This is a genomic window from Pseudomonas sp. JS425 (assembly GCF_018223845.1).
GTDB lineage: Bacteria > Pseudomonadota > Gammaproteobacteria > Pseudomonadales > Pseudomonadaceae > Aquipseudomonas > Aquipseudomonas asiatica.
The window spans coordinates 5,385,158-5,411,148 of sequence record NZ_CP073661.1 but is presented as its reverse complement, the minus strand read 5'-3'; the positions used below and the strand labels follow the sequence as shown (position 1 = coordinate 5,411,148).

The window sequence follows — 25,991 nt, the reverse complement described above, 5'->3', positions numbered from 1 at the left end:
ATTTTAAGTGATGAGTTGACTGTGAATACCCTGATCGTTTTTTCCATCATCCACCAGGCGCGGCGCCTGGTGTCGCTTGTCTTGTCGGCTGCGGTACTGGCTGGCTGTGCCGGGGTCAAGGTGACTGCGGTCAGCAATAACGACTACCTGGCCCTCCGCCGTGGCGATGTGTTGACGACCGGCAACCTCAGCGCGTCGGCGGTGGCTGCCTTGCAGGTGGTTGGCTCCGACGAGAAGGGCTGCCTTGCGGACCTGCCGGCCTGTCGCCAGGCGTTGGATGGCACCAGGGGCCTGGGCGACGAGCAGCGGCTTTCCTCTCTGGCTGAGCTGTGGCTCAAGGAGGCCCAGGACGGCAGCAAGGTGATGGCGGCCGAGACCCGTATCGATGCCTATCTGGAGAGCGCCCGTTACGCCTATGCCTATCTCTTTCTGACCCGCCGAACCCCGAGCCAGCGTGCGTTGGAGGACCGGCAGACCCAGGTGCGTGATTATTACAACTTTTCCGTACAGCAGGCATTGACCGAGGTATTCGAGCGCTATCGCGGCCACCCGCCTTCACCCGAGGACACACGGGGTAATTTCCGCCTCAAACCCGGACGCTGGACGATCAGTGGCCATATGACCGACGTGAGGCTGGCCGATGACCGCCTCCTGCCCAAGGAGCTGATTCCCGCTGCCTCCCTATCCTTCGGCGGGTTGCGCAACCAGTACCGCCGTGACGGTCTGGGAGCCGAGCTGGTGGCGGTGACCGCCAAGCGTGTGGTGAACAAGAGCAGCGACGAGCTGTCGTGGAGCGAAACACCGTTTCCGGCGATCACTGCTGTGGCCCGTTTCCCCGGGGAAACGCTGGAGCAGGTCTTGAGCACCTATCAGGTGGAGGTAATCGGTTACGACCCCTATCGCCAGGATAGCGTGGAAATGGCTGGCATGCAGGCACCGCTGGCGGCCAATTTCACCTCGGGCTATGGCCTGTGGCTGGCCCGTTCGGGCTTTGCCAGACAGTCGTTGTTGACCTTGGTGGGACGCGGCGAGGTACTGGAGAAGCCCCATGTCTACCTGCTGCAGCCCTTCGATCCGGACCGGCGCGTCGTTGTCATGCTGCACGGCCTGGCCAGTAGCCCGGAAGCCTGGATCAACGTGGCCAACGAAGTGTTGGGCGATGAGGGGCTGCGCCGCAATTACCAGATCTGGCAGGTCTACTATCCGACCAATCTGCCGCTGGCCGTCAACAACAAGGCCATTCGCCAGGCCATCGAGCAGACCCTGGCGAATTTCGATCCCGAAGGCACGGCCAAGGCCAGCCACGAGATGGTGCTGGTGGGGCACAGCATGGGCGGGGTGTTGTCGCGGTTGATGCTATCCTCGTCGGGTGACCAGATGTGGGATGCCATGCTGAGTAGCTACGAGATCAAGGGGGCACGCCTGAAAAAGGCCAAGGCGAGCCTCGGCCCTTACCTGTACTTCGAGCCGTTGCCCCAGGTAAGCCGGGCCATTTTCGCCGCAGCCCCGCACCGTGGTACTCCGTTCGCCGAGAACCGCGTGTCACGTTGGGCGGCGGGCCTGGTGAAAATGCCGGTGTCGATGCTTACCCGCTTCAAGGAGGTCACCCAGTTGCTGGTCGATCCCAATTCCGCCGCCCCGGTGGCGCTGGTGCGACCGCTCAACAGTATCGACAACCTGAGCAACCAGGACCCCTTCGTCAAGGCAGCAGCGGAGCTGCCCATTTCGCCGCGGGTGCACTACCACTCGATCATCGGCAACTATACCCCGGATCTGGATGTGCTGCTCTCCAGCGATGGCGTGGTGCCCTATGCCAGCTCCCACCTGGTCGATGCCGACTCGGAGCTGGTCGTGCCGTCCTGGCACAGCGTGCAGGAAACACCGCAGGCGATCATCGAGATCCGCCGGGTGCTGCATGAGCACCTCGATGGACTGGCCGCACCCAAAGTGGCCGAGATGCGCGCACCATGAGCCGTCTGCTGCGTATTCTGGTACGCGGGGTGCTGTCGCTGGCCCTGTTGTTGATCAGTGCCTGGGGCGCGCTAGCGCTGGCCTATCAGGCCCCGGGCGGCGTTGCCTGGATGTTGATCGCGGGTTGGTGCCTGCTCGGCGGCATCCTGCAGGTCATGCTATGGCGCGGTCGAGTTGTTCTGGCGCTCGGCGGTTGTGCGTTGTCCTTTGCGCTACTGTTGATCTGGTGGAACGGCCTGGAACCGTCGAACCAGCGCATTTGGGCGGATGATGTTGCCCAGATGACCCATGGCGAGATCGCGGGTGGCCAGTTGACTCTGCATAACGTGCGCAATTTCGACTGGCGCAGCGATGCGGACTATGGCATAGCCTGGGAAACGCGCCGCTACGACCTCGACCGTCTCGTTTCAGTCGATCTGATCACGTCCTACTGGGGCATGTCGGCCATTGCCCATGTGCTGGTTTCCTTCGGTTTCGACGATGGTCGTTTTCTGACGTTTACCGTGGAGGTGCGCAAGGAAAAGGGCGAGGCGTATTCGGAGATTGGCGGCTTCTTCAAGCAGTTCGAGCTGAGCATCGTGGCCGCGGATGAGCGTGATGCCTTGCGCGTGCGTACAAATGTGCGCGATGAAGAAAGCTATTTGTACCGTATCGACATGCCCCCCGAGGCGATGCGGGCGTTGCTGCTTTCCTACATGCAGCAGGCTAACACCCTGGTCGAGCAGCCTCGCTTCTACAATACGATCACGGCCAATTGCACCACCATCGTCTTCGACATGCTACAGACGATCATCGGTGGCCTGCCGGTCGACTATCGCCTGCTACTGACAGGCTATCTGCCAGCATACGTCATGTCTGTCCATGGCCTGCAGGACGGCTACAGCCTCGATGAACTTCGCCAGCGCGGACGGTTCACTGAACGTGCCCGCATTGCCAATGATGCAGCGGATTTCTCCTGGAAGATCCGCAGTGATGTGCCCGGCTGGGCGGCTCTGAATGGTGCTAACCACAACAATGAGAGTAGAGACTGATGCGAGAGCTTGAAATAATGATCGGCCTGATTTGTCTGGGGTTCGTGTTTCTGGTGATTGGCTACAGCCGCCGAAATAGAGATTACGGTATTGTAATGATGGCTGTGGGTATCGGCATCATGTTCGCGACTCTCGGCTACAAATTTTACCTCGAGCTCAGCTGATTGAACCAATCTGTGTATATCTTCCGTTGCGGTGGACTTCTAGACTAGCGTATGTATATCCAACCCGACGGAGCATCACTGCTGGAAATGGCACTCCAGGTTTTGCGCCTGGAATTATTGGAAACGCTGCCAGAGGAGAAGCTCTTGGCAGCGCTCATGCGTTGCTAACGCAATGTAAACTGCACGCGTCAGTTGCAAGCCGGTGAGTTACCGCTCCACACTGCGCTGGAGAACCTCAGATCTTTACTAGGCCAGTCAGTGGAGGCGGGTAGCTCATATCGAGTTTGTGGCATCACTGGCGCGGCTCAACTCCTAGGAGGGTGTAGACAAAATCAAGTAGTAAGTCGACGAGCAAGCATCCGAGCCTCGGCCAGCCACACCCATGCCGCACTCACATCCATCAACCGATCGTGGTGCATGATCAACCGCCTCGCGCGCTCATTCCAGGCGTGAGTCCGTTGTACTACCCAGCGCTTGGGCATCACCACAAAACCGCTTGGAGACGGTGCTGCCGTGAACAAATCGCCTTGTTCTGAATGCCATTTCCCGGTGCGCCGATTGTTCGGGCCTCGTATGACTTGGATCAGCATGGAATGCTTTCGCCAGTTCGGCTTGGCTGGAATAGGGCTGCGCATGAGCGAGTCTGGTCAGCAGAGGGTAATGCTCCGCAGCGATTACGGGCGGGCGTCCGGTTTTAGGCATGGTGCAATGCTGCGTAGGCGAGGGACAAGCAGCTTACTTTATTTTGTCTACACCCTCTTAGGGAATAACGATGCGTTATCGGAAGGTTTGCTTTCGCTCATCTTCTCCATACTCACTTGCCATCATCATAGGGTGACTTTTCATCGGTCGCTCGCCACCGCACCTTTGAATGCAGCAGCACCGGGTGGTTTGAGGCCTGCTCCTGCAATCCGACTCCGGAAGGTCTAATCCCATCTTCGGTACAGCATCACAGATCATACGACCTGTTCCATCTCGGCCAGGAAACGCTCGCGACGGGTTTGCTTGCGCTTACCGGGATATTCGAAACCTGAGAAGCTCATCTGACTCATGGGCAAGGCTTGTTGGCGTGGATGAACGGAGCGCTTTTTCAGCATAGGTCAGGCTGCCGGTGCTGACTTGATCGGAGTTTTCCTAGGGATTCTCGTAAGTCCACCAGCATGGGATAGAGGAGACTTTGGCGTGGAGGGGCAGAAAGAAATCGCAAGTACAGCTTCGGAGGTCAAGAGATGGCTTTGAATGTGGTGTTTCTAGATAAGTTATTTATTAATCATAGTGATAGTCCCTCCGCAGATAAGGCGTCAGCCCAGGACTCTGCCAGAGAAAGAATAAAGCGTTAAATTAAATTTGCTAACCTATTGCAGGTGCGCGGAAGGTTTTGGGTGTGTTGAGAAATACGTGTGACAGTGATAAAAAGCGAGTAGATTTCTGATTTTCAGGGTTGGTCCGCACTTGGAGCAATATTAGGTCAGGAACAAGCTAGACGATTAAAGTTGAAAAATAATATGTCCATCCTTTCCACGACCTAGTGGCCGTGGAAAGGATGGACATTATGACGTTGGTAACGGTTGGTTATCGTATTTCGATCCGCAGCGTAGGCAAAGGCAATCGTTGCCTAAAAAGTGAAAGCGATGGACGTCTGTAATGAAATCGTTGGTAGATTTTTCCGATATATCGATCTTGGATAATCCCTTCTGAAGGAGTTGTAGGAGGTGGCTCAATGGACTCTCGCAGTGGAGATCAGAGGGTGGTGTTTTCGCTTCGGTAGATGCATGCTGAATTCCTTGAATAAAGATTTTCCGCATTTCCAAGGTGCGTAGCAGGGTTTCGGCTGTTTCTCTGGTGAGGACTACGGATGAGTTGCAGATCAAGCATCGTGTAATCATGCAGAGATTCCTTTAAGTCGCATTGGTAGCCAGAAGTTAAGGTTCGTATCAAGAGCGAATTTTGATTCCGATTCGTCTAAGTAGCCAATTGAACATCGCTAGGGCTAACGCCAAGATCAGCAGGATGAGCCAGAACCGTATAGCGAGCACCGATAGCGCGATGACGATGGCGCTTCCGGCCAGAATGCAAATGAATACGAAGAGAAGTCCTAGGAAACGGATCAGGTTCATCAGTAATAGCCTTTTTCTAGATCCAACCTAACTGGGCGAGAGATACATAACCTTCACTGCCAACGACAATATGATCCAGCGTGCGAGTGCCAATCAGGTCGAGCGCGGTCTTTAGTGTCTGAGTGATTAACCGGTCCTCTGAGCTAGGCGTCGGATCACCTGAGGGGTGATTGTGGACGAGGATGACGGCGGAGCTATTGTGGCTCAGCACTAACTTGACGACTTCTCGAGGGTAAATACGGGCGCTGTCAACTGTGCCGCGGAACACCTCTTCAAACGCGATGACGCGATATTTGGTATCGAGCATCAAAACTGCAAACACTTCATGCTCGTAATCCTGTAATAACATTTGCAAATGTTCAGCCACTTGCAGCGGATCAGTAAGTGGTTTTCCTTTGGACATTCTTCGCGCTGTCAGTTGTAGGGCTAAGCGGAGAATCTCTGTTTCGGTCACCGGTGAGTTAACGATGTAGCTACCGGCGTCTTCACCAGCTTTTATTTTCTGGAATTTCATAGGCGCACTCCTTCGAGCAGTGAGTCGCAAGCGACCTCTACCGAATGGTTATTGGGAGGGGGTGGCTGGGCGTTGAGCCTGGCTTGGGACTCCAGTTTCTCGGCGAGAGAAGGGCGTGTAGCGGAGGCTTTCGGTTTATCTGTGGGCGTGATCGTTTCGGGGTAGAACTCTTCAAAGACGCTGCCACCTTCCTCGATGTCTTCCTCGAAAGCGCCATTGCCGAATCCTTGCCGAGCAGCCGCATCCAGTGCGGCCTGGTCGAAACCAGCGGCCAGGCGGCTCTCCTCCAGTTGGCGGGCTGCCTGCAAGGCTTCCTCCACTGTCATACCCGTTCGCACGGTGATGTCGACGTAGAAGATCGGCGTGCTATGGCTCTGGCGGGTGGATTTACCGCGCAGGCGTAGCTCTAATGGCAAATACGCCAGCCGGTCTCCGGAGATGGCCTGGAAGTAATGCAGCCGGGCGGCGAGGGTGCGGATGCTGTTGAAGCCGGTGGTGCGAAATACAAAGCTCCCGAGCGGATCCTCATCGCCAATGACCACGTTCAGCCGTCCGAAGGGCCTGCAGGCATTACCCTTGGCCAATGGGCAGGCATCCGGCGAAGGGCAGGGTAGCGACTGCATACCGTCTTGGGTGATGCGCTTGCAGGTCTCACCGTTGCCCACGCACAGCGGTCGTCCGGACTGCCGATCAAACAGGGTGTAGTCGGCACGAAAGTTCAACTCCGGCTCGTTGAACAGCAGGCGCACCGGGATGCTGCGCGGCTTGTCGTCCTTACCCTGACGCAGCTCGTCGTTTAGCGGGTGCAGCAGCCAGCCGTCCTTGCCTTGTACCTGGGAGGTGATGGTGAACTGGTCATCCTTTTCCGGCAGGCGCTTGCCGTTCTTCTCGATGATCTTGCCGATGGAAATCCGCCCGAGCACTGGGGGCGTCAGGGCTAAGCCTTTCAGCATGGAGGTTCTCCTGGAAATGAAAAAAGGCCAGCCACGCAGCGCGAACTGCATGGACTGGCCAAGGGGGAAGGGAGTGAGGGAAGTGAAAATCAGCCGACCAGGAAGCGCCGCGCACCGGGCTTCAGCAGTGGGTACCTGGCCTGCAGGTAGGGCTTGTCCTGGAGCAACTGAGCGACATCGAGGCCAACACTGTCCTTGGCTTTGCGCCAACTGACGTAGCCGCTGGAGAAATCTGCCCGGCTGGCACTGCCCATGGCCTGCTGCAGCATCTGCTTGAGCTCGGCCTCGCGCTTCTCCATGTTGGCAATCGACTGGCGAACGGCCTTGAGCTCGATGAAGGCAGCGGTCAGTCCGGCATGGTTGCTGAAGTCGGCGACCAGGCTGTTGTCTTCCGGGTAGAGGCAGCGCAGGGCCGATTCGGCGGAAGCGGTGCCATCGGCCGGCGGGGGTGTGTCGGTTTCCACGTGCTGCCAGAACTGGCGTTCCAGCTCGATCAGGCGGGCAATCATCTGCTCGTCCCGCTCGATGCGATGGATCTCCAGCGTCTGGCCGCCGAGCAGTACTGCCACATCTGCCGCCTGCTTGCCGGTGACCGCGAGCTGGTGCATCACCTGCAGCTGCACATACTCCGGCACGCCCTCTTTCCAGAGGCGTGCCCCGTTTATGCCGGCTGTCTTGCATTCGAGGATCTGCACATCGTCGGCCCCGATAATCTCACGGTCGATGTTGGCCAGCATCCAGGGCAACTCCGGATCAGGATGCTGCAGCACAGCGTTTATGCGCCGTACCTTGTTCTTCGTGCGCTTGCTGTAATGCCAGGCCACGATGGGCTCCAGCACGTTGCCCCAGTACATCGGGCTTTCCTCATCCAGAGGATCAGCCTTGGGCATACCGGCATCGCGGCCTGTCTTCTCCATCCAGAGTTCCAGCTGCGATTTATAGGGGTTGAGACCCACGGCAGCGGCCGCATCAGAGCTGCCGATGCCTTGCTTGCGGATCTGCAGCCAGTCCTCGCGTGGCAGTTCCTTGGTGCTTACCAAGCGCAGAGCCGGACGAGGCTTGCTGATGTTGCGATTCAATGAAGTGGCTTTCATAGCATTCACCTTGCAGAAATAGAAACGCCCGACCTGCAACGAAGCGGGTCGGGCGTTATGGGGTGGGGTTGGTAAAAGGTCAGGCAACCAGTTGCAGGGCTGTATCCAAGGCGCGTTGCTTGATCTGGGCGCCTTGGCCGAACCATGCAGAGTCGAGGCGATACTCCGTGCTGCGTGCCCGGCGCTCGTGATCGACGTACTCGGTCACGGCATTGAGCAAGCCCCAGGCGGTGCCGCGTGCCGAGTCCAGCTGGCTACCGCGACCACGGCCTTCATAAAGCTCCTGTATCTTTCGCAGAGCGCGCTCGTTGGGCAGTTGCTCCGGCAGAGCGCCGGTCGGGCTGGTCTCACACATCACGTTCATGAAGTAGCCCAATGCCTCATGCCACTGCACCTTGCGCTCGGACAGCACGCGCATACGGTACATAAACTCGTCCCATTGCGAGACTGCGATGCCCAGTTGCCTCTTCACTGTCTTCGGGTCAAAGCGAGTGTTGTGCGGTACTTTGATTGCGCGGCTGCTGCCATCCAAGGCGATGGTCAGGGTGTTGTTGCATACCACGCGCACGGTGGTTGGCGTTGCAGTGGTGGCCAGGGTGCCATCGCAGGAGGTGGCCAGCAGGAGGTAGCCGTTGACCTGGTCGTTGCCCTTCAGCTCTGCACCTTGCCCGGTACGTGCCAGTGCCCAGAACTTGCGCCCACCTTTGAGTACACCTGCGGTTTCCAACTCGTAGCCGGAGACTTCGGTGAGATCGCGGTAGAACTCCAGTACCTCGCGCGGTTGCACGGTGTGATAGCGCTGCGAGACGACCGACAGAGGGGCCTTGGTGTCGGAACGGTAAAGCACCTTCTGCTCGGGAAAGGAGTGGATGGCGCCCAGGTGGCCGACCGCGTCTGACTTGAAGTGCACTGGGCTTTCTAGAATCTGCCAGTCCATGCCGGCTTCACGCTGCCATACCTCAATCGGTTGTTTACGGGGCAGGTTGTTGCCCAGGCCATGCCAGGGAGTAGCGCCAGCGTAGGCCATGGTTTCAACGAGATGAGCCATGAGAATGATTCCTTACGAATGAAGGGGAAAGAGCGTCGTTTCATCAACGAACGACGCCTGTTCACAACGGCTTAACGGTTGACGCTAAAGCTGTAACCGCACTCCAGACATTGGTAATTGGCCAGCACCTTGTCGTCGATCTGCTCGCCCAGCGTGGCCCCGGCAATGCCCCCCGCGACCCCGCCAAACAGACCACCCAAAATCGCCCCGGCGATGCTGCCGATCGCAATGCCCACCGGCCCACCGACTACACCCAGTACCGCGCCGGCTTCCGCACCTGACAGGGCACCGGCGGCACCACTGGCTGCACCGCCTGCAGCGCCAATTAATCCGCCCGTTTGTTTACCGAGATTTTTCGTGATGACACGTCCTGAATTACAGCTTGGGCAAGGGGTATACATATGTAGATCCTCTCAAGTGATGAGCGTGCCGAGGTAGAAGCTGGCAGGCCAAATCCCCAGCAGCAGTCGATACTGCGGGGCGTTCATTGAGGTGATATAGGTTTGAAATATTTTTGGATCCAATCTCGATTAATCTAGCGCTGTAGAGGTAATCGGATATTGGTCCCTCAGGCCTTGAGAAGGGCGAGGAAAGTAGAAAATGAAATTCTGAAGAAGTGGAGCGCTGGCGGTTCTGAGCGAAAACTGATCCAGGTGAACCACAGCACATGGGTCTGTGGTTCAGTTTTGAGCAGGTACCCTGTGAGATAGCGTCATGTCCGTAGCCCGCTTTTGGCGAGGATCTGACGTTAGGTCAACGTATCGAGACGACCTTTTTATCTTGATGTTCTCTGGTAGCTGACACCGACAGGTTGCCTGTTGCCGCTTCCTGAATGTGGTTGCTCCACCATGCCATCAGAGGGCGTCTGCGTTCTATGTAATCTGCTCGGTTGTACGCGCTACGTACCTCGTCTTTATCGACGTGGGCAAGTGCAACCTCGATCAATTCAGGATCCCAGCCGTGCTCGTTGAGGATGGTGCTCGCCATTGAGCGCATCCCATGGCTTACCAAGCGCCCTTCAAAACCCATGCGCTTTAGTGCCATGTTGGCGGTTTGGCTGTTGCAGTGGGTACGAGGGTTTCGGTCTGCGGGGAACACAAATTCCCGATGTCCACTGTAGGGCGTGATCGCCTCTAAAAGTGCAAGAGCCTGCTCCGTGAGCGGGATAATGTGCGCACGGCGCTTCTTCATGCGCTCCGCAGGAATCGTCCAGATCTTCTTCTCGATGTCGATATCTGCCCAGCGGGTGGTTGCTGCCTCGGCTGGCCGGGTCATGGTGTGGAGCTGCCACTCGATCAGGCAGCGGGTTGTTCTTTTTATGCTGGCATTGGCGATTGCCACCATTAGCTCTTTCAGCTCATCGGGGGGGAGTGCCGCCATGTTTTTCTTTTTCGGTTTCTTGAAGACGGCGCGGATACCGCTGAGTGGGTTCGCGTGAATCAGTCCCGAGTTGACCCCGTAGGTCATGATCTCGTTGAGCCGCTGCGTCAGCCGCTTCACGGTTTCAAGGCTGCCCTTGGTTTCGAGTGGCCGGAGTAGATTGATGACTTGCGGTGCGCTTATGGCTGAGATCGGTGTGGAGCCCAAGTCCGGGAATATGTGCAATGTTAGCGAGCGCCAGATGTCCTCAGCGTAGGCCGGCGTCACAGCATCCTTCTTCAATTCATACCAGGACGTCGCCACATTCTGGAATGTGTGCTCAGTCGCAGCTTGTTTAGCTTGCAGCACAGCATCCCGCCTCTCTTTAGGGTCGATGCCGTGGGCAAGTGCTTCCCTCGCTTCAACGGAACCCTTGCGTGCTTGCGCTAACGAGACTTCGGGGAAGGTTCCCAGTCCCATGTTGATCCGCTTCTTCGTCACAGGGTGTCGATAGTTGAAGTTCCATAGCTTAGAGCCATTGCTTCTCACTCGCATTTGAAGTCCGCCGCCATCAAATAGGACGTAGTCCTTTTCAGCAGGCTTGGCAGATTTGACTTTGAGTTCAGAGAGGCGGGTAGCTTGTGCGCACATTGGCATTCCAGACTTGATTTTGGCATTCCAAAAATTAGCACCTACGGGCTTGGAATGCCATTTGGAATGCCAAAAGGTGTAGCTGCTCATGGACGTCCGTGGACACCCATCGCCTTGAAAGCCGCGTATTCACTGTCTTTCAGGCACAAAAAAAGACGTCCGTGGACGTCTTTAGATGTAAATGTGGTGGAGCCGGGGGGATTTGAACCCCCGTCCGCCAGTACTCCGCTGTCGGTACTACATGCTTAGCCGTGTCTACTGAGTTAATCCGCAGCCGCCCGACGGGCAGGGTGCTTTGGACGAGTTGGGTAAGTTTTAGTCGCTTTGCCCCCAACGTGCTACACGACGATCCTGTTCTGTATGACAATCATTTCGGGTTTACAGGCATCCCCTGATGATTGCTGGAGCCGAAGCTACCAGAAGGTCGGGCTCGGCTGCTTACGCAGCGAGAGCGTACTCCGCCTCGAAGTTTTCGTCATTGGCAACTATAGAAAGTTGCAACAGTGGATTTACGAGTTCTGTTACCAACTCGGCATGCACCTAGAGTTTCGCTACCGGCGTCGAATCCTGATCGGCCCCACACTAGCTCTTGGCTAACGCACCTTACGGTACGTGAGGCGGAGTATACGCCATTGCGCGGGCGACGTCGACAGCCGGTCCGGTCGCCCGCTTTTGGGCTCACGCGCCGCTACCGCCGCCGCTGGTGCCGCTGCCTTTCTCCGTTTTTTCCAACCGCTCCAGGACTTTGCTGGTGATGGCGATGCATTCCTTGGTGTCCCCCGATGCCTGGGCAGCCTTGGCTTTGTCGACGTGCTCGGTGATGGCCTTGTCCAGGCCTTCGGAGGTAGCGCCGGCGGTGGCCATGCTGTCGTCGATCTTTTGCAGGTTGGCGGTGCAGAGGTCTTCGGCGGCGAATACCGGCGAAGCCAGCAGGGTGGCGGCCGCGAACAGGGCCGAAAGCGCGGTACCTTTCATGGGAGTCTCCTTCTGGGCCTCTGGAAGGTGGGCCTGTAAGGATGGACTGCGGGGGATTGGCGGGGGTTCAATCGGGATGGCACCGGCTTTGCCGGTGTTCGCGGCTGAAGCCGCTCCTACAGGTACAGCGTGTGCCCAAAGCCGGCGCGGTACCTGTGGGAGCGGGCATGCCCGCGAAGCAGGCTGCGCGGTGTATGGCACCGGCTGCGCCGGTGTTCGCGGGCTTGCCCGCTCCCACAGGGATTGCGGCAGCTATCAGGTTTTGCGTTAAACGGTCATATGCTACGCGGCCGGGTGACGCGGTCTACCAGGTAGACCAGCCCGTGGTAATCGATGCCACTATGGCTGGACAGGCCGATCTCGCAGGTGCGGCTGGTGGAGATGCCTTCGCTGCAATATTGCACCGCATCCTTCAGGCTGCGCAGCGAGTGGGCGTTGAGCTCGGGGGTGGTGAAGCCTTTGTCACCGGCAAAGCCGCAGCAGTGTATGCCCTCCGGGATCACCACCTGTTTGCTGCAACGCCGCGCCAGGTCGATCAGCGCCTGGCTTTCGCCCAGGTGCTGGGTGCTGCAGGTCACATGCACGGCCACTGGTTCGTCCTGGGGGGTGAACTCCAGGCGTTCGAGCAGGTGGGTGCGGATGAAGCGCACTGGGTCGTACAGGTCCAGCCGGGTGTCGCCCAGGTCCTGCACCAGGCGCAGGGTGCAGGGGCTTGTATCGCAGTAGATAGGGTCGAGGCCGCCGCGGCTGGCGTGCAGCAGGGCGGCAATCAGTTCCTGGCGTTTGTGCTCGGCCTGCTCGGGGTAGCCCTTCGAGGCGAACGGTTGGCCGCAGCACAGGCTGTCGGCGTTGTCAGGGAACACCACCTGGTAGCCGGCCTTTTCCAGCAGGGCGCGGGTCTTGTCCAGCAGCGAACTCTGCTCGCGGTCGGCATAGGCCGGGCCCATCACCCGCGAGACGCAGGCAGCCAGGTACACCACGCGAGGGCGGGCGTCGTTGCTGGCCGGGCCAAAGTCCAGTGGGCGCAGTGGTTGTGGCATCGCCGGGGTCCACTTTGGCAGGCGGCCTTTGCTGGCTTTGTTCAGCGAGGCGCTCAGGCGGCCCAGGCGTGGGGCGCCGAGCAGCTTGCGTGCGGTATTGGCGGCGGTCAGGGTCAGGCGCGCGCCGCCCAGGGCGGTGTGGAAGTGTTCGGCTAGCCAGTCGGCGGTTTTTTCGTGTTCGGCGGCCTGGCTGCGCAGTTTCTTCACCAGTTCGCCGGTGTTGATGCCAACCGGGCAGCGCTGGGCGCACAGGCCGGTGGCGGCGCAGGTGTCGATGCCCTGGTACTGGTAGGTCTGGCGCAATTCCCGGGTGTCGATGCCGGCGCGCTGTTTGGCCTGGATGTCACGCCACATGACGATGCGCTGACGTGGGCTGAGGGTCAGGCCTTTGGAAGGGCACACCGGTTCGCAGAAGCCGCACTCGATGCACTTGTCGACGATCTCGTCGGCAGCGGGCAGCGGCTTGAGGTTTTTCAGGTGGATGTCCGGGTCTTCACTGAGCACCACGTCGGGGTTGAGGATGCCGTTGGGGTCGAGCAGGCGCTTGAGCTTCCACATCAGTTGGTAGGCGTCGTGGCCCCACTCCAGCTCCACGAACGGTGCCATGTTGCGCCCGGTGCCGTGCTCGGCCTTGAGCGAGCCGCCGAACTCCACCGCCACCAGTTGCGCCACATCGTCCATGAAGGCCTGGTAGCGGGCGACTTCCTCGGCGCTGTTGAAACCCTGGGTGAAGACGAAGTGCAGGTTGCCTTCCAGGGCGTGGCCGAAAATGATCGCTTCATCGTAGCGATGCTTGTCGAACAGCTGGATCAGTCGGTTGACGCCTTCGGCCAGTTGCTCGATGGGGAAGGTGACGTCTTCGATGATGACGGTGGTGCCGGTCTGGCGTACGGCGCCGACGGCGGGGAAGGTGTCCTTGCGGATCTTCCACAGCTGGTTGTACACGGCGGGGTCTTCGCTGAAGTCCACCTGCTGTTCCAGTGGGAAGTCGGCGATCGAGGCCATCACCTGTTGCAGCTGTTCATGCAGCAGGCTCTGGCTGGCGGCACGGGACTCGATCAGCAGGGCGCAGGCGTTGTCCGACAGGCCTTTTACCCACAGAGGCATGCCGGGCATGTTCTGCACCGAGCGAAGGCTGCGGCGGTCGAGCAGTTCAACGGCCGAGACCGGCTGGCGCTTGAGAACGGTCACCGCGCGGCAGCAGCTTTCCACGCTGGGGAAAACCAGCAGTGCGCTGGCTTTGTGCGGGTGGTCGGGCACGGTGTCGTAGGTGACGGCACTGATGAAGCCCAGGGTGCCTTCGGAGCCGACCAACAGGTGCTGCAGGATATCCAGCGGTTGGTCGTAGTCCACCAATGCGTTCAGCGATAGGCCAGTGGTGTTCTTCAGCCGGTATTTGTGCCGGATGCGCTCGGCGAGCGCAGTGTTGGCGCGGGTCTCGCGGCCCAGGCGGGCCAGTGCTTCCAGCAGGCCGGCGTGGCTGGCCTCGAACGCGGCGACGCTGGCCGGGTCTTCGCTGTCCAGGCGCGTGCCGTCGGCCAGCACCAGGCGCAGGCCGGCCAGGGTGTGGTAGGTGTTCTGCGCGGTGCCGCAGCACATGCCGCTGGCGTTGTTGGCGACGATGCCGCCAATCTTGCAGGCGTTGATCGACGCCGGGTCGGGGCCGATCTTGCGCCCGAAGGGAGCCAGCCAGGCATTGGCCTGGGCGCCGATGACGCCGGGCTGCAAGCGGATCTGCTCGCCTTGGCCGCGGATTTCGCGGCCGTTCCAGTTATCGCCCAGCACGATCAGCACCGAGTCGCTGATGGCCTGGCCGGACAGGCTGGTGCCGGCGGCGCGGAAGGTGACCGGCACCCGCTCGCGCTGGGCCAGTTTGATCAGGCCGACCACTTCGTCTTCTGACTCGACGCGCACCACCAGCTTGGGGATCAGCCGGTAGAAGCTGGCATCGGTGCCGAAGGCCAGGGTGGAGGTGGGGTCGTCGAAGCGGCGTTCGGCGGGGATCAGGCGCTCGGCATCACGCAGGAACGCGGCGGGCAGGCTCATGCAGTCTCCTCGCGGGGCCGTGGCGTCTGTGCGCCACATGCCCCGGGTCAATCAGGCGGTCGTTCTTGCGGGCGGTCAGGCGCCCAGTTCGCGTACCAGCGAGTCGCGGGTGATCTCGCTGATCGACTTGGCGCCGGTCAGCACCATCGCTACGCGCATTTCCTTTTCGAACAGCTCCAGCAGGTTTTTCACCCCGGCCTGGCCGTGCACGGCAAGGGCGTAGAGGAAGGCGCGGCCGATCAGTACGGTATCGGCGCCCAGGGCGATCATGCGCACCACGTCGAGGCCGCTGCGGATGCCGGAATCGGCGAGGATCTTCAGGTCACCTTTGACCGCATCGGCAATTGCCGGCAGGGCGCGGGCGCTGGACAGCACGCCGTCGAGCTGGCGGCCGCCGTGGTTGGACACGACGATGCCGTCGGCACCGAACCTGACCGCATCGCGGGCGTCATCGGCATCGAGAATGCCTTTGATGATCATCGGGCCGTCCCAGAACTCGCGGATCCACTCCAGGTCTTTCCAGGAGATCGACGGGTCGAAGTTGTTGGCCAGCCAGCCGATGTAGTCGGCAAGGCCGGTGGGGTTGCCACGGTAGGTGGAAATGTTGCCCAGGTCGTGTGGGCGCCCCATCACGCCGACATCCCATGCCCACTCGGGGTGGGTCATGGCTTGTAGCACGCGGCGCAGCGGGCCGTTCTTGCCGCTCATGCCAGAATGGGCGTCGCGGTAGCGGGCGCCGGGTGTCGGCATGTCGACAGTGAACACCAGGGTCTTGACCCCGGCGGCCTTGGCCCGCTCCAGGGCGTTGCGCATGAAGCCGCGGTCCTTGAGAACGTACAGCTGGAACCACATCGGCCGGTCGATGGCCGGGGCCACTTCTTCGATCGGGCACACCGACACCGTGGACATGGTGAACGGAATGCCGTGGGCCGCCGCCGCACGTGCCGCCTGCACTTCACCACGGCGGGCGTACATGCCGGTGAGGCCGACCGGGGCCAGGGCCACCGGCATGCTCAGGGTTTCGTCGAACAGCTTGGTCTGCAGGCTGAGCTCGGACATGTTCTTCAGCACGCGCTGACGCAGGGCAATGCTGGCCAGGTCCGAGACGTTGTGGCGCAGGGTGTGCTCGGCGTAGGCGCCGCCGTCGGCATAGTGGAACAGGAAGGGAGGCAGCTTGCGTTGGGCCGCGGCGCGATAGTCGGTAGAGGCAGAAATGATCATGGATTCTCGCAGCGTTGCGTGTGGGATCGCCGGGCGCGCGATGGCGCCCGGCCCCTTTCACTTTAGTGATGAACCAGCATGCCGGTCAGCCAATAGGCCTGGATCAGGGTGATCAGGCCGACGATGGTGGCGAAGAACAGGCTGTGCTTGACGGTAAAGCGGAACAGGTCGGATTCCTTGCCAACCAGGCCGGTGGCGGCGCAAGCCACGGCGATCGACTGCGGCGAGATCATCTTGCCGGTCACGCCGCCGCTGGTGTTGGCCGCTACCAGCAGAGTGTCGTTGACCCCGATCTGGTGCGCGGTGGTGGCCTGCAACGAGCTGAACAGGGCGTTGGACGAGGTGTCGGAACCGGTCAGGAACACACCCAGCCAGCCGAGGAACGGCGAGAAGAACGGGAACGCGGCACCGGTACCGGCCAGCACCAGGGCCATGGTCGAGGACATGCCCGAGTAGTTGGTGACGAAGGCGAAGGCCAGCACCATGCCGATCGACAGGATTGGCCAGCGCAGCTCCCAGAAGGTTTCCTTGAAAGTGGTCAGACCAGTTTTGAAGTTGATCTTCAGCACGGCCATGGAGATCAGCGCCGAGAGGAAGATCGCGGTGCCGGTGGCAGAGATCGGGTCGAGCTTGAACACCGCTGGCATGGCGGTTGGCGCGGCGACGATCGGTGCGGACTTGATCACCAGTTGGTCGAGGTGCGGGATAGCGAAGTTGAACACGAAGTTGTACATCGCGCCGCCCGGGGCGAAGGCCGCCTTGAACGGTTTCAGGGTCCAGATGGTGACCAGCACAGTGAGGATCAGGAACGGCGACCAGGCCTTGAAGATCTCGCCAAAGCTGTAGGGGCTTGGTTTGCTGCCGCTTGGCTGGACCACGGCGGCACCGACGCTGCCCTTGGCTTCGGCGAACGAACGCTTTGGCTGCCAGACTTTCAGGAACAGGGTCAGGGCGATCAGGCTGGCCAGGGCCGAGGTGATGTCCGGAAGCTCCGGGCCGATGAAGTTCGAGGTGAAGTACTGGGTGACGGCGAAGCTCAAGCCGGCGACCAGGGCGGCAGGCCAGGTTTCCTTCACGCCACGCAGGCCGTCCATCATGAATACCAGCCAGAACGGTACGAACAGCGACAGCAGCGGCAGCTGGCGACCGGTCATGGCGCCAATGTGGAAGGCGTCGATACCGGTAACCTGGCCGGCCACGATGATCGGGATGCCCAGGGCGCCAAAGGCCACTGGCGCGGTGTTGGCGATCAGGCACAGGCCGGCGGCGTACAGCGGGTTGAAGCCCAGGCCCACCAGCAGCGCGGCAGTGATTGCCACCGGTGCACCAAAGCCCGCCGCACCTTCCAGGAAGGCACCGAAGCAGAAACCGATCAGCAGCACTTGCAGGCGCTGGTCGTCGGTAATCGACAGCACCGAGCTGCGGATCACTTCGAACTGGCCGCTCTTGACCGTGAGTTTGTACAGGAACACCGCGGCAACGATGATCCAGGCAATCGGCCAGAGGCCGTAGAGGAAGCCATAACCTGCAGCGGCGAATGCCATGTCGACAGGCATCTGGAAGGCGAAGATCGCCACCAGGATCGACAATGCGAGGGTGATGCTGCCGGCCACGTGGCCTTTGAGGCGGAACACGGCGAGGGCAAGGAAGAAGAAGACGATGGGAATGACCGCCGCCAGTGCGGACAGGCCAAGACTACCAAGCGGACTATAGATTTGTTGCCAGGTTTGCATATGGGGTGGCCCCTAATTGTTGTTGGTCAGGCACTGGCATTGGATAATTGGTAAGACCAATTTACAATGGCTGGGCGCTAGGTTAAAAGCGTCTTCGTGGGTGTGTCAATTTGTCCCGTGCAAAACTTTGGTCGTGTGTCGATGAGTGGGCATCTGATGGGCGGGGAAAATCGTCGGCTGGTGGGTGTTTGCAAGGCCCGGATCGGCGAGAATAGGCGCCCCCTGAAATCTGCCGGGGGTTTGTGGAGAGCATGTGATGGTTTTTGATCAGGTCCGCCAACGGCGCCTGTCCGACGACATCGTCGATCGGTTGGAAGGGATGATTCTGGAAGGTACGCTGACGTCTGGTCAGCGGCTGCCGGCCGAGCGCGTCCTTGCCGAGCAGTTCGGCGTGTCCCGCCCATCACTGCGTGAGGCGATCCAGAAGCTGGTGGCCAAGGGGCTGCTGGTCAGCCGCCAGGGTGGGGGCAATTTTGTCGCCGAGTCTCTGGGGTCCACTTTCAGCGACCCATTGCTGCAACTGCTTGAACACAGTGCCGAGGCGCAGCGTGACCTGCTCGAATTCCGCCATACCCTGGAGGCGTCCTGCGCCTACTACGCGGCCCAGCGCGCCACCCAGCCGGACCGGGCACGCCTCAAGGCGGCCTTCGATGCGCTGCAGGACTGTTATGCCAGGGCCGACGAAGTGACTCGGGCGGAGGAAGGCGCGGCCGATGCGCGCTTCCACCTGGCGATTGCCGAGGCTAGCCATAATGCCGTGTTGCTGCACACCATTCGGGGCTTGTTCGACCTGCTCAAGCGCAACGTGGTGACCAACATCGGCGGCATGTACCAGCAACGGACCGAGACTCGGGACATGCTGATCAGCCAGCACCGGGAGCTGTACCTGGCGATAGTCGAGGGCAGGGCGGAGGATGCGCGGGAAGTGTCCAGCCGGCACATTCTGTATGTGCAGGAGGTACTGGAAGAGGCGCATGAAGAAGCGCAGCGAGTGGCGCGGGCGGAGCGGCGTAGCGGGCGTTGAGATTTGTACTGGCAGTGCTGGCCTCTTCGCGGGTAAACCCGCTCCCACAGAGACCGCACCGAATCTGAACTCAGTGTGAATCCTGTGGGAGCGGGTTTACCCGCGAAGAGGCCGGAGCAGGCTGAAGAAGAGGTATTACTCTTCCTTGCCCTTGTTCCGCACAGCCCGCTGCAGCTCGCGGTTGGAATCGCGCTCGCGCATGGTGTCGCGCTTGTCGAATTCCTTCTTGCCCTTGCCCAGTGCGATTTCGCACTTGATCAGGTGCTTGCTCCAGTACAGCGCCAGGGCCACGCAGGTGTAGCCTTTTTGCGCCACGGCCGCTTCCAGGCGCTCGAGTTCGCGCTTGTTCAGCAGCAGCTTGCGAGTGCGGATGGGGTCGGCGATGACGTGGGTGCTGGCCGTGGTCAGCGGGGTGATGTGGCTGCCGAACAGCCAGGCCTCACCGTCCTTCAGCAGCACATAGCTGTCAGTCAGGTGCGCCTTGCCGGCTCGCAGGCTTTTTACTTCCCAGCCGGACAGGACCAGCCCGGCCTCGAACTTGTGTTCGATGAAGTAATCGTGTCGCGCCTTCTTGTTCTGCGCGATGGTCCCGGTCGGATGTTTCTTTTGTTTAGCCATAGGGGCGGCATTATAGGCAGTCGCCGCGTCGTCGGCTATGGGATTTCGGTGTGCTTGAGCCACTGCAATGAATACCGGACAATACAGCCGCTGTCTTTGCGACAGAACTTGTTTTCGGCACGCTGCGAAGCGCCGCCACCCAGCCTTGGAAGTGATGCCTGGATGACTACCCATATTCAACGCTCCGCCCTGCTGCCGTATCCCGCCCAGGCGCTCTACGATCTGGTCAACGATGTGGCCAGCTACCCGCAGTTTCTGCCTTGGTGCTCGGCCTCGACGGTGATCGAAGCCAGCGACACGCACATGCGTGCCAAGCTCGAAGTGGCCAAGGGCGGCATGAGCCAGCACTTCGTCACGCGCAATGTACTGGTGCCGGGGCAGTCTATCGAGATGAACCTAGAGGAGGGGCCGTTCACCCAGTTGCATGGCCTTTGGGTGTTCAAGCCGCTGGGTGAAAAGGCCTGCAAGATCAGCCTGGACCTTTCGTTCGACTATGCTGGCCCGCTGGTGCGTGCGACTTTGGGGCCGCTGTTCAACCAGGCGGCAAATACGCTGGTGGATGCGTTTTGCCAGCGTGCCAAGCAACTGAATGCCTGACTGAAACAGCGGCAACAAAAAGCCCGGACCAGGTCCGGGCTTTTTTGTATCTGCTCGCCGCTTATTGAGGCGAGGTTTCCAGCGGCGCTGGAGTCGGGACCGGGGTGGTCTCGATGGTGTCGATTTCGCGCTGGATGGATTCTTCCACCGAACCTGGCTTGGCCGGTTTTTCTTCAGGCTGCGCGGTTGGCTGCTCTGGCTGGTTGGCCGGGCTGACCGTGGTGTCGCTGCTGCCGCCGAGGATTTCCTGGTCGCGGCTGACGCCTGGCATGAAGTCGCCGGACAGGCTCACCAACTGGTCGCTTTCGTTGAAGAACACGCTCATGCGTTCTTGCTGGCGTTTGCCGCCGCCTGGCTGCAGGCTGTACAGGTAATCCCAGCGGTTGGTGTTGAAGGTGTCCTGGATTAGCGGGTTACCCATGATAAACCTTACTTGCCGGCGGGTCATTCCGGGGCGCAATTGGTCTATCATGTCTTGCGTAACGACATTGCCCTGCTGGATGTCGATTTTGTAAACCCCGGGAAACGAGCAACCGGCGAGTGCGAGCAGTCCCACTAGGGTGAGGCTGGTTAGCAAGAGCTTGGTGTTTTGCATCGGTGGGCGACTTCCACTATCTTGGCTGGACAACGTAAACCCCGATCATACCCGTATTAAGAGAAGCTGCGAAGCAGCATCGGCGAGAAAGCTGACCATGGTTGAAAATAGCGAATTGCGCAAAGCCGGTCTCAAGGTGACCCTGCCTCGAGTCAAGATCCTTCAGATGCTCGACTCCACCGAGCAGCGTCACATGAGCGCCGAGGATGTCTACAAGGCGCTGATGGAGGCTGGCGAGGACGTAGGCCTGGCCACCGTCTACCGCGTACTGACCCAGTTCGAAGCGGCGGGTCTGGTGGTTCGCCACAACTTCGACGGCGGTCATGCGGTGTTCGAACTGGCCGATGGCGGTCATCACGACCATATGGTCAACGTGGAGACCAGTGAAGTCATCGAGTTCATGGATGCCGAGATCGAGAAACGCCAGCGCGAAATCGTGGCCGAGCATGGCTACGAGCTGGTGGACCACAATCTGGTCCTGTATGTGCGTAAAAAGAAGTAACGATTTCTTATCGTTATGAATGGCAAAGGCGACCTTCGGGTCGTCTTTGTGCTTTCTGAGGCAGAGAGCGGTGTCGTTTGTGCCGGCCTCTTCGCGGGTAAACCCGCTCCCACAGGTACTGCGCAGGCTCAGGTCCGGTGAATATCCTGTGGGAGCGGGTTTACCCGCGAATGGGCCTGAAAAAGGGTTCAAGCCTTGCCGCTCACCACCATCTTGCGCGCATGCGCCAGGGATTCCTTGGTCAGGTCTATGCCGCCCAGCATCCTTGCCACTTCCTCGACCCGCTCGCGCTTGCCCAGGTTGGCCACGGCGGTGTGGGTAGTGTCGCTATTGCGCACCTTGTGTACGAACAGGTGGTGATGACCTTGTGCTGCTACTTGCGGCAGGTGGGTTACGGTCAGCACCTGGCCTCGCTCGCCCAGGCGGCGCAGCAATTGGCCGACGATTTCGGCAGTAGGCCCGCCGATACCGACGTCGACTTCGTCGAACACCAGGGTGGGAATGCGCGAGGTCTGCGCGGTAATCACCTGGATCGCCAGGCTGATGCGGGACAGTTCACCGCCTGAGGCCACCTTGGCCAGGCCCTTGAGCGGTTGGCCAGGGTTGGCGCTGACCAGTAGCTCGATCTGCTCCAGGCCATGGGGCGAAAGGTCTGCTCCTTCATTGGGTGTGAGTGCGATACAGAAGCGCCCGCCAGGCATGCCCAGGCGCTGGATCTCCTGCTCGACGGCCACCGCCAACTGTTGGGCGGCCTGCTGGCGCAGCGCGCTGAGCTCGAGCGCCTTCTCTTTATAATGCTGGGCAAAAGCGGCCAGTTCTTCACCCAATCGCTCGATCGACTCATCACTAGCGTTCAGGCCCTCCAGCTCTTCCATCAGTTGCTGCTGCAGGTGGGGCAGTTCGGTTGGGTGCACTCGGTGTTTGCGTGCCAGCGTATAGATAGTGTCGAGGCGTTCTTCCAATGCCTGCAGGCGTATGGGATCGGCGTCGAAGTTGTCGAGGAAACGATTGAGCTCGCCCACGGCTTCCTCGACCTGAATCTGCGCGCTGGCGATCAGGTTGGCCGCTTCGCCCAGTGCCTTTGGCGAGTTGGGGGCGGCACCCAGGCGGTTGAGGCTGGAGGTGAGGGCGCTGAGCACGTTGCCCGAATCGCTTTCGCTGCACTGGTCGATGACCTGGCGGCAGATGCCGAACAAGGCTTCGGCGCTGGTCAGGTTCTTGTGTTCCTGCTCCAACTGCTCCAGTTCGTATTCACCCAGGCCGAGGTTGTCCAGTTCCTCCAGCTGGTAGCTCAGCAGCTGATGGCGGGCGCGCTGCTCATCGCCGGAGTTGGACAGGCGCTCCAGCTCCAGGCGGGTCTGGTTCCAGCGCTTGGCCGCCAGCTGTACCTGACGGGCCAGGTCGATGGCGCCGGCGTACTCGTCGAGCAGGCGGCGATGGGTGTCGGTCTTGAGTAGTGACTGGTGCTCGTGCTGGCTGTGGATATCGATCAGCAGCTCGCCCAGTGCCTTGAGGTCGCCGAGCGGGCAGGGGGTGCCATTGATGTAGCCGCGGCTGCGGCCTTCGGCGGTGATCACCCGGCGCAGGATGCACAGGCCGTCGTTGTCCAGGTCACGCTCGGCCAACCAGGCATGCGCCTCGGGGATGTCCACCAGGTCGAAGGTGGCGAGGATGTCTGCCTTGTCCGTGCCGGGGCGCACCACGCCACTGTCGGCCCGGTCGCCCAGGGCCAGACCGAGGGCATCGAGCATGATCGATTTGCCTGCACCGGTCTCACCGGTGATGACGGACATGCCTCGGGCGATCTCGAGGTCGAGGTGCTCGACGATGGCGTAGTTGTGAATGGACAGGTGCACCAGCATGGGGCGGCTCCCGAAAGTCAGGTCTGGTTATTTATACAGTACTTTTTTCAGGCCTGCCAATGCCCCTTGGCAGATTGTGTTGCAGCCGGGAAAACGACCTTGCCCCTTGAAGCTGGTTTTTCCGGCCCCATATAGCCGACATCAAAGGCGAGCCTGGCTCGCAGTCCACAAAATTGCGCAGGAGAGACCCCATGGCTGACGAACAGCTGAACGAGAAAGACCTTAACGTCGAAGAGACCGGTGCAGGTAATGCTGCCGATGCCCGCGTCCTGGAACTCGAAGAGCAGCTGGCCGCCGCCAAGGACCAGGCGCTGCGCGCCGTTGCCGACGTGCAGAACGCTCGTCGTCGTGCCGAGCAGGATGTCGAGAAAGCCCACAAGTTTGCCCTCGAGAAGTTCTCGGGCGACCTGCTGCCGGTGATCGACAGCCTGGAACTGGCCCTGGCGCACTCCAGTGCCGACGATGAGCACGTCAAGCAGATCCGCGAGGGTGTCGAGCTGACCCTGAAGATGTTCCAGGACACTCTCAAGCGCTACAACCTCGAAGCAGTCGACCCGCACGGCCAGCCGTTCAACCCTGAGCACCACCAGGCCATGGCCATGCAGGAAAACGCCGAAGTGGAGCCGAACAGCGTGCTGAACGTGTTCCAGAAGGGCTATCTGCTCAACGGTCGCCTGCTGCGCCCCGCCATGGTGGTGGTCAGCAAGGCGCCAAGCGCGGCGCAACCCTCGATCAATGAAAAGGCTTGAAATCCATCCGGGCATCCCCATCTAGGTGTCAAGCCTTCAAGTATTACCGCAGTTGGCCAAAGTAGTCGCTGCTACCAAATTCAAGTTTCGGGAGAGTTAACATGGGTAAAATCATCGGTATCGACCTGGGGACCACCAACTCGTGCGTCTCTGTTCTGGAAAACGGTAACGTCAAGGTCATCGAAAACGCCGAAGGTGCGCGTACCACCCCTTCGATCGTGGCCTACGCCAATGACGGCGAAATCCTGGTTGGTCAGTCGGCCAAGCGTCAGGCGGTCACCAACCCGCACAACACTCTGTTCGCAGTGAAGCGCCTGATCGGCCGCCGCTTCGAAGAAGATGTTGTACAGAAAGACATCAAGCTGGTGCCTTACAAGATCGTCAAGGCCAGCAATGGCGACGCCTGGGTACAGGCCAGTGGCAAGGACATGGCTCCGCCGCAGATTAGCGCCGAAGTCCTGAAAAAAATGAAGAAAACCGCCGAAGACTACCTCGGCGAGCCAGTTACCGAAGCGGTCATCACCGTTCCGGCCTACTTCAATGACAGTCAGCGTCAGGCCACCAAGGATGCCGGTCGCATCGCTGGCCTGGATGTAAAACGCATCATCAACGAGCCGACTGCCGCTGCACTGGCTTACGGCATGGACAAGGCCAAGGGCGACCACACCGTCATCGTTTATGACCTGGGTGGTGGTACCTTCGACGTTTCGGTCATCGAGATTGCCGAAGTCGATGGTGAGCATCAGTTCGAAGTACTGGCTACCAATGGCGACACCTTCCTGGGTGGCGAAGACTTCGACATGCGCCTGATCGACTACCTCGTCGACGAGTTCAAGAAAGAGTCCGGCATGGACCTGAAGAACGATCCGCTGGCACTGCAGCGCCTGAAAGAAGCCGCTGAAAAGGCCAAGATCGAACTGTCCTCCGCTCAGTCGACCGACGTAAACCTGCCGTACATCACTGCAGACGCTACCGGTCCGAAGCACCTGAACGTGAAGATTTCCCGCGCCAAGCTGGAATCGCTGGTCGAAGACCTGGTTGCCCGTACCATCGAGCCTTGCCGTATCGCCCTGAAGGACGCCGGTATCGATGCAAGCAAGATCGACGACGTGATCCTGGTCGGTGGCCAGACCCGTATGCCGCTGGTGCAGAAAGCCGTTGCCGACTTCTTCGGTAAAGAAGCGCGCAAGGACGTCAACCCGGACGAAGCCGTGGCCATGGGTGCTGCTATCCAGGGCGCGGTGCTGGCTGGTGACGTCAAAGACGTACTGCTGCTGGACGTCAGCCCGCTGACCCTTGGTATCGAAACCATGGGTGGCGTGATGACTTCGCTGATCGAGAAGAACACCACCATCCCGACCAAGAAGTCGCAGGTGTTCTCGACTGCCGACGACAACCAGGGTGCCGTGACCATTCACGTGCTGCAGGGTGAGCGCAAGCAGGCTGCACAGAACAAGTCGCTGGGCAAGTTCGACCTGGCTGACATTCCGCCGGCTCCACGTGGCGTTCCACAGATCGAAGTAACCTTCGACATCGACGCCAACGGCATCCTGCACGTCAGTGCCAAGGACAAGGCCACTGGCAAGTCGCAGTCGATCGTGATCAAGGCCAACTCCGGCCTGTCGGACGAAGAGATCGAGCGCATGGTGCGTGACGCCGAGGCCAACGCCGAGGAAGACCGCAAGTTCGAAGAGCTGGCCGCTGCCCGTAACCAGGGTGACGCGCTGGTTCACTCGACCCGCAAGATGGTCGCTGACGCTGGTGACAAGGTTACCGCTGAAGAGAAAGCCGCCATCGAGGCTGCCGTTGTTGCCCTGGAAGCCGCTGTCAAAGGCGACGACAAGGCTGCCATCGACGCCAAGGTCGAGGAGCTGTCCAAGGTTTCGGCGCCGGTTGCCCAGAAGATGTACGCCGAGCAGTCGGCCGAACAGCCTCAGGGCGGCGCACAGCAGGCCGAGCCGGAAGCCAAGCACGATGACGTGGTTGACGCTGAGTTCGAAGAAGTGAAAGACAACAACAAGCAGTAATCCCTGCATGTTGTCGGCCAGTTCACCGCCGTTTGGTGGTGAGCTGGTAGGATGTCGCCGCGCGGGGGCTTGCTCCCGCGTTGGCGTATCTGGAATTCGA

At 60.1% G+C, this 25,991-nt stretch carries 22 protein-coding genes, 1 other RNA gene and 1 pseudogene; 8 read left to right on the top strand and 16 right to left on the bottom strand.

Going from position 1 to position 25,991, the window contains the following annotated elements; translation table 11 throughout:
- The first annotated feature begins 21 nt into the window (after positions 1–21).
- The 3 genes from KDB76_RS24920 to KDB76_RS24910 are packed head-to-tail and all read left to right on the top strand — an operon-like array spanning position 22 to position 3,166.
- Positions 22–1,971 (top strand): alpha/beta fold hydrolase, encoded by a 1,950-nt coding sequence (locus KDB76_RS24920; RefSeq protein WP_249206209.1) that lies wholly within the window; start codon positions 22–24, stop codon positions 1,969–1,971.
- Positions 1,968–3,002: a DUF4105 domain-containing protein gene (locus tag KDB76_RS24915; protein ID WP_181126751.1), complete on the top strand. Its 1,035-nt coding sequence runs from the start codon at positions 1,968–1,970 to the stop codon at positions 3,000–3,002. The genes KDB76_RS24920 and KDB76_RS24915 overlap by 4 nt, the downstream gene beginning before the upstream one ends.
- A gap of 17 nt (positions 3,003–3,019) precedes the next feature.
- Positions 3,020–3,166, top strand: a complete 147-nt coding sequence (locus KDB76_RS24910; RefSeq protein ID WP_181126752.1) for a hypothetical protein — start codon at positions 3,020–3,022, stop codon at positions 3,164–3,166.
- Between the two features lie 332 nt (positions 3,167–3,498).
- On the opposite strand, the pseudogene KDB76_RS24905 reads toward KDB76_RS24910, so the two are convergent.
- The 13 genes and pseudogenes from KDB76_RS24905 to KDB76_RS24845 all read right to left on the bottom strand — a co-directional run.
- Positions 3,499–3,762: pseudogene (locus tag KDB76_RS24905) on the bottom strand (IS5/IS1182 family transposase); the annotation flags it as partial.
- A 1,338-nt stretch (positions 3,763–5,100) separates the two neighbouring features.
- On the bottom strand, positions 5,101–5,283 hold the full coding sequence (locus KDB76_RS24900; protein WP_181126753.1) for a hypothetical protein: 183 nt from the start codon (positions 5,281–5,283) through the stop codon (positions 5,101–5,103).
- Positions 5,284–5,299: 16 nt separating this feature from the next.
- Positions 5,300–5,797: a DNA repair protein RadC gene (radC, locus tag KDB76_RS24895; RefSeq protein WP_181126754.1), complete on the bottom strand. Its 498-nt coding sequence runs from the start codon at positions 5,795–5,797 to the stop codon at positions 5,300–5,302.
- On the bottom strand, positions 5,794–6,750 hold the full coding sequence (locus KDB76_RS24890) for a hydrolase or metal-binding protein (protein ID WP_212632201.1): 957 nt from the start codon (positions 6,748–6,750) through the stop codon (positions 5,794–5,796). Before KDB76_RS24890 ends, radC begins: the two co-directional genes overlap by 4 nt.
- Before the next feature lie 89 nt (positions 6,751–6,839).
- A complete protein-coding gene (locus tag KDB76_RS24885; RefSeq protein WP_212632200.1) occupies positions 6,840–7,844 on the bottom strand; it encodes a lambda-exonuclease family protein in 1,005 nt (334 codons plus the stop codon).
- Between the two features lie 79 nt (positions 7,845–7,923).
- Positions 7,924–8,892, bottom strand: a complete 969-nt coding sequence (locus KDB76_RS24880) for a DUF932 domain-containing protein (RefSeq protein WP_024947376.1) — start codon at positions 8,890–8,892, stop codon at positions 7,924–7,926.
- A 71-nt stretch (positions 8,893–8,963) separates the two neighbouring features.
- Positions 8,964–9,293 (bottom strand): hypothetical protein, encoded by a 330-nt coding sequence (locus KDB76_RS24875; protein WP_024947375.1) that lies wholly within the window; start codon positions 9,291–9,293, stop codon positions 8,964–8,966.
- A 352-nt stretch (positions 9,294–9,645) separates the two neighbouring features.
- Positions 9,646–10,902 carry an integrase domain-containing protein gene (locus tag KDB76_RS24870; protein ID WP_024947374.1) on the bottom strand — a complete coding sequence of 419 codons (1,257 nt, stop codon included), beginning with the start codon at positions 10,900–10,902 and terminating at the stop codon, positions 9,646–9,648.
- 184 nt (positions 10,903–11,086) lie between these two features.
- Positions 11,087–11,481: a transfer-messenger RNA gene (ssrA, locus tag KDB76_RS24865) on the bottom strand.
- A gap of 99 nt (positions 11,482–11,580) precedes the next feature.
- Positions 11,581–11,877 (bottom strand): hypothetical protein, encoded by a 297-nt coding sequence (locus KDB76_RS24860; protein WP_013974305.1) that lies wholly within the window; start codon positions 11,875–11,877, stop codon positions 11,581–11,583.
- Between the two features lie 275 nt (positions 11,878–12,152).
- Complete coding sequence (locus tag KDB76_RS24855; protein WP_024087771.1) at positions 12,153–14,963, bottom strand: FAD-binding and (Fe-S)-binding domain-containing protein; 2,811 nt, start codon at positions 14,961–14,963, stop codon at positions 12,153–12,155.
- 75 nt (positions 14,964–15,038) lie between these two features.
- Positions 15,039–16,184, bottom strand: coding sequence for an FMN-dependent L-lactate dehydrogenase LldD (lldD, locus tag KDB76_RS24850; protein WP_013974303.1), 1,146 nt, complete (start codon positions 16,182–16,184; stop codon positions 15,039–15,041).
- Between the two features lie 62 nt (positions 16,185–16,246).
- Complete coding sequence (locus KDB76_RS24845) at positions 16,247–17,917, bottom strand: lactate permease LctP family transporter (protein WP_024087770.1); 1,671 nt, start codon at positions 17,915–17,917, stop codon at positions 16,247–16,249.
- Positions 17,918–18,173: 256 nt separating this feature from the next.
- On the opposite strand from KDB76_RS24845, the gene KDB76_RS24840 reads away from it, so the two are divergent.
- Positions 18,174–18,941: an FCD domain-containing protein gene (locus KDB76_RS24840; RefSeq protein ID WP_013974301.1), complete on the top strand. Its 768-nt coding sequence runs from the start codon at positions 18,174–18,176 to the stop codon at positions 18,939–18,941.
- 135 nt (positions 18,942–19,076) lie between these two features.
- On the opposite strand, the gene smpB is transcribed toward KDB76_RS24840, so the two are convergent.
- Positions 19,077–19,559, bottom strand: coding sequence for an SsrA-binding protein SmpB (gene smpB / locus KDB76_RS24835; protein ID WP_013974300.1), 483 nt, complete (start codon positions 19,557–19,559; stop codon positions 19,077–19,079).
- A 162-nt stretch (positions 19,560–19,721) separates the two neighbouring features.
- Here smpB and KDB76_RS24830 point away from each other — a divergent pair, with 162 nt between their 5' ends.
- Positions 19,722–20,156 (top strand): type II toxin-antitoxin system RatA family toxin, encoded by a 435-nt coding sequence (locus KDB76_RS24830; protein ID WP_003258078.1) that lies wholly within the window; start codon positions 19,722–19,724, stop codon positions 20,154–20,156.
- Between the two features lie 61 nt (positions 20,157–20,217).
- On the opposite strand, the gene bamE is transcribed toward KDB76_RS24830, so the two are convergent.
- The gene (bamE, locus tag KDB76_RS24825) at positions 20,218–20,751 is read right to left on the bottom strand and encodes an outer membrane protein assembly factor BamE (protein ID WP_015271871.1); all 534 of its coding nucleotides are present in this window, start codon (positions 20,749–20,751) and stop codon (positions 20,218–20,220) included.
- A 97-nt stretch (positions 20,752–20,848) separates the two neighbouring features.
- On the opposite strand from bamE, the gene fur reads away from it, so the two are divergent.
- On the top strand, positions 20,849–21,253 hold the full coding sequence (fur, locus tag KDB76_RS24820) for a ferric iron uptake transcriptional regulator (RefSeq protein ID WP_015271870.1): 405 nt from the start codon (positions 20,849–20,851) through the stop codon (positions 21,251–21,253).
- Positions 21,254–21,441: 188 nt separating this feature from the next.
- On the opposite strand, the gene recN is transcribed toward fur, so the two are convergent.
- The gene (gene recN / locus KDB76_RS24815) at positions 21,442–23,115 is read right to left on the bottom strand and encodes a DNA repair protein RecN (protein ID WP_024087769.1); all 1,674 of its coding nucleotides are present in this window, start codon (positions 23,113–23,115) and stop codon (positions 21,442–21,444) included.
- A 191-nt stretch (positions 23,116–23,306) separates the two neighbouring features.
- Here recN and grpE point away from each other — a divergent pair, with 191 nt between their 5' ends.
- The gene (grpE, locus tag KDB76_RS24810) at positions 23,307–23,864 is read left to right on the top strand and encodes a nucleotide exchange factor GrpE (RefSeq protein ID WP_003258073.1); all 558 of its coding nucleotides are present in this window, start codon (positions 23,307–23,309) and stop codon (positions 23,862–23,864) included.
- 101 nt (positions 23,865–23,965) lie between these two features.
- Complete coding sequence (gene dnaK, locus KDB76_RS24805; RefSeq protein WP_015271867.1) at positions 23,966–25,891, top strand: molecular chaperone DnaK; 1,926 nt, start codon at positions 23,966–23,968, stop codon at positions 25,889–25,891.
- Positions 25,892–25,991: the final 100 nt, after the last annotated feature.

Coding starts and splice junctions, on each gene's coding strand:
- KDB76_RS24915 (WP_181126751.1), top strand. CDS start 1,968: ATGAGCCGTCTGCTGCGTATTCTGGTACGCGGGGTGCTGTCGCTGGCC.
- KDB76_RS24910 (WP_181126752.1), top strand. CDS start 3,020: ATGATCGGCCTGATTTGTCTGGGGTTCGTGTTTCTGGTGATTGGCTAC.
- KDB76_RS24900 (WP_181126753.1), bottom strand. CDS start 5,283: ATGAACCTGATCCGTTTCCTAGGACTTCTCTTCGTATTCATTTGCATT.
- radC (WP_181126754.1), bottom strand. CDS start 5,797: ATGAAATTCCAGAAAATAAAAGCTGGTGAAGACGCCGGTAGCTACATC.
- KDB76_RS24890 (WP_212632201.1), bottom strand. CDS start 6,750: ATGCTGAAAGGCTTAGCCCTGACGCCCCCAGTGCTCGGGCGGATTTCC.
- KDB76_RS24885 (WP_212632200.1), bottom strand. CDS start 7,844: ATGAAAGCCACTTCATTGAATCGCAACATCAGCAAGCCTCGTCCGGCT.
- KDB76_RS24880 (WP_024947376.1), bottom strand. CDS start 8,892: ATGGCTCATCTCGTTGAAACCATGGCCTACGCTGGCGCTACTCCCTGG.
- KDB76_RS24875 (WP_024947375.1), bottom strand. CDS start 9,293: ATGTATACCCCTTGCCCAAGCTGTAATTCAGGACGTGTCATCACGAAA.
- KDB76_RS24870 (WP_024947374.1), bottom strand. CDS start 10,902: ATGTGCGCACAAGCTACCCGCCTCTCTGAACTCAAAGTCAAATCTGCC.
- KDB76_RS24860 (WP_013974305.1), bottom strand. CDS start 11,877: ATGAAAGGTACCGCGCTTTCGGCCCTGTTCGCGGCCGCCACCCTGCTG.
- KDB76_RS24855 (WP_024087771.1), bottom strand. CDS start 14,963: ATGAGCCTGCCCGCCGCGTTCCTGCGTGATGCCGAGCGCCTGATCCCC.
- lldD (WP_013974303.1), bottom strand. CDS start 16,184: ATGATCATTTCTGCCTCTACCGACTATCGCGCCGCGGCCCAACGCAAG.
- KDB76_RS24845 (WP_024087770.1), bottom strand. CDS start 17,917: ATGCAAACCTGGCAACAAATCTATAGTCCGCTTGGTAGTCTTGGCCTG.
- KDB76_RS24840 (WP_013974301.1), top strand. CDS start 18,174: ATGGTTTTTGATCAGGTCCGCCAACGGCGCCTGTCCGACGACATCGTC.
- smpB (WP_013974300.1), bottom strand. CDS start 19,559: ATGGCTAAACAAAAGAAACATCCGACCGGGACCATCGCGCAGAACAAG.
- KDB76_RS24830 (WP_003258078.1), top strand. CDS start 19,722: ATGACTACCCATATTCAACGCTCCGCCCTGCTGCCGTATCCCGCCCAG.
- bamE (WP_015271871.1), bottom strand. CDS start 20,751: ATGCAAAACACCAAGCTCTTGCTAACCAGCCTCACCCTAGTGGGACTG.
- fur (WP_015271870.1), top strand. CDS start 20,849: ATGGTTGAAAATAGCGAATTGCGCAAAGCCGGTCTCAAGGTGACCCTG.
- recN (WP_024087769.1), bottom strand. CDS start 23,115: ATGCTGGTGCACCTGTCCATTCACAACTACGCCATCGTCGAGCACCTC.
- grpE (WP_003258073.1), top strand. CDS start 23,307: ATGGCTGACGAACAGCTGAACGAGAAAGACCTTAACGTCGAAGAGACC.
- dnaK (WP_015271867.1), top strand. CDS start 23,966: ATGGGTAAAATCATCGGTATCGACCTGGGGACCACCAACTCGTGCGTC.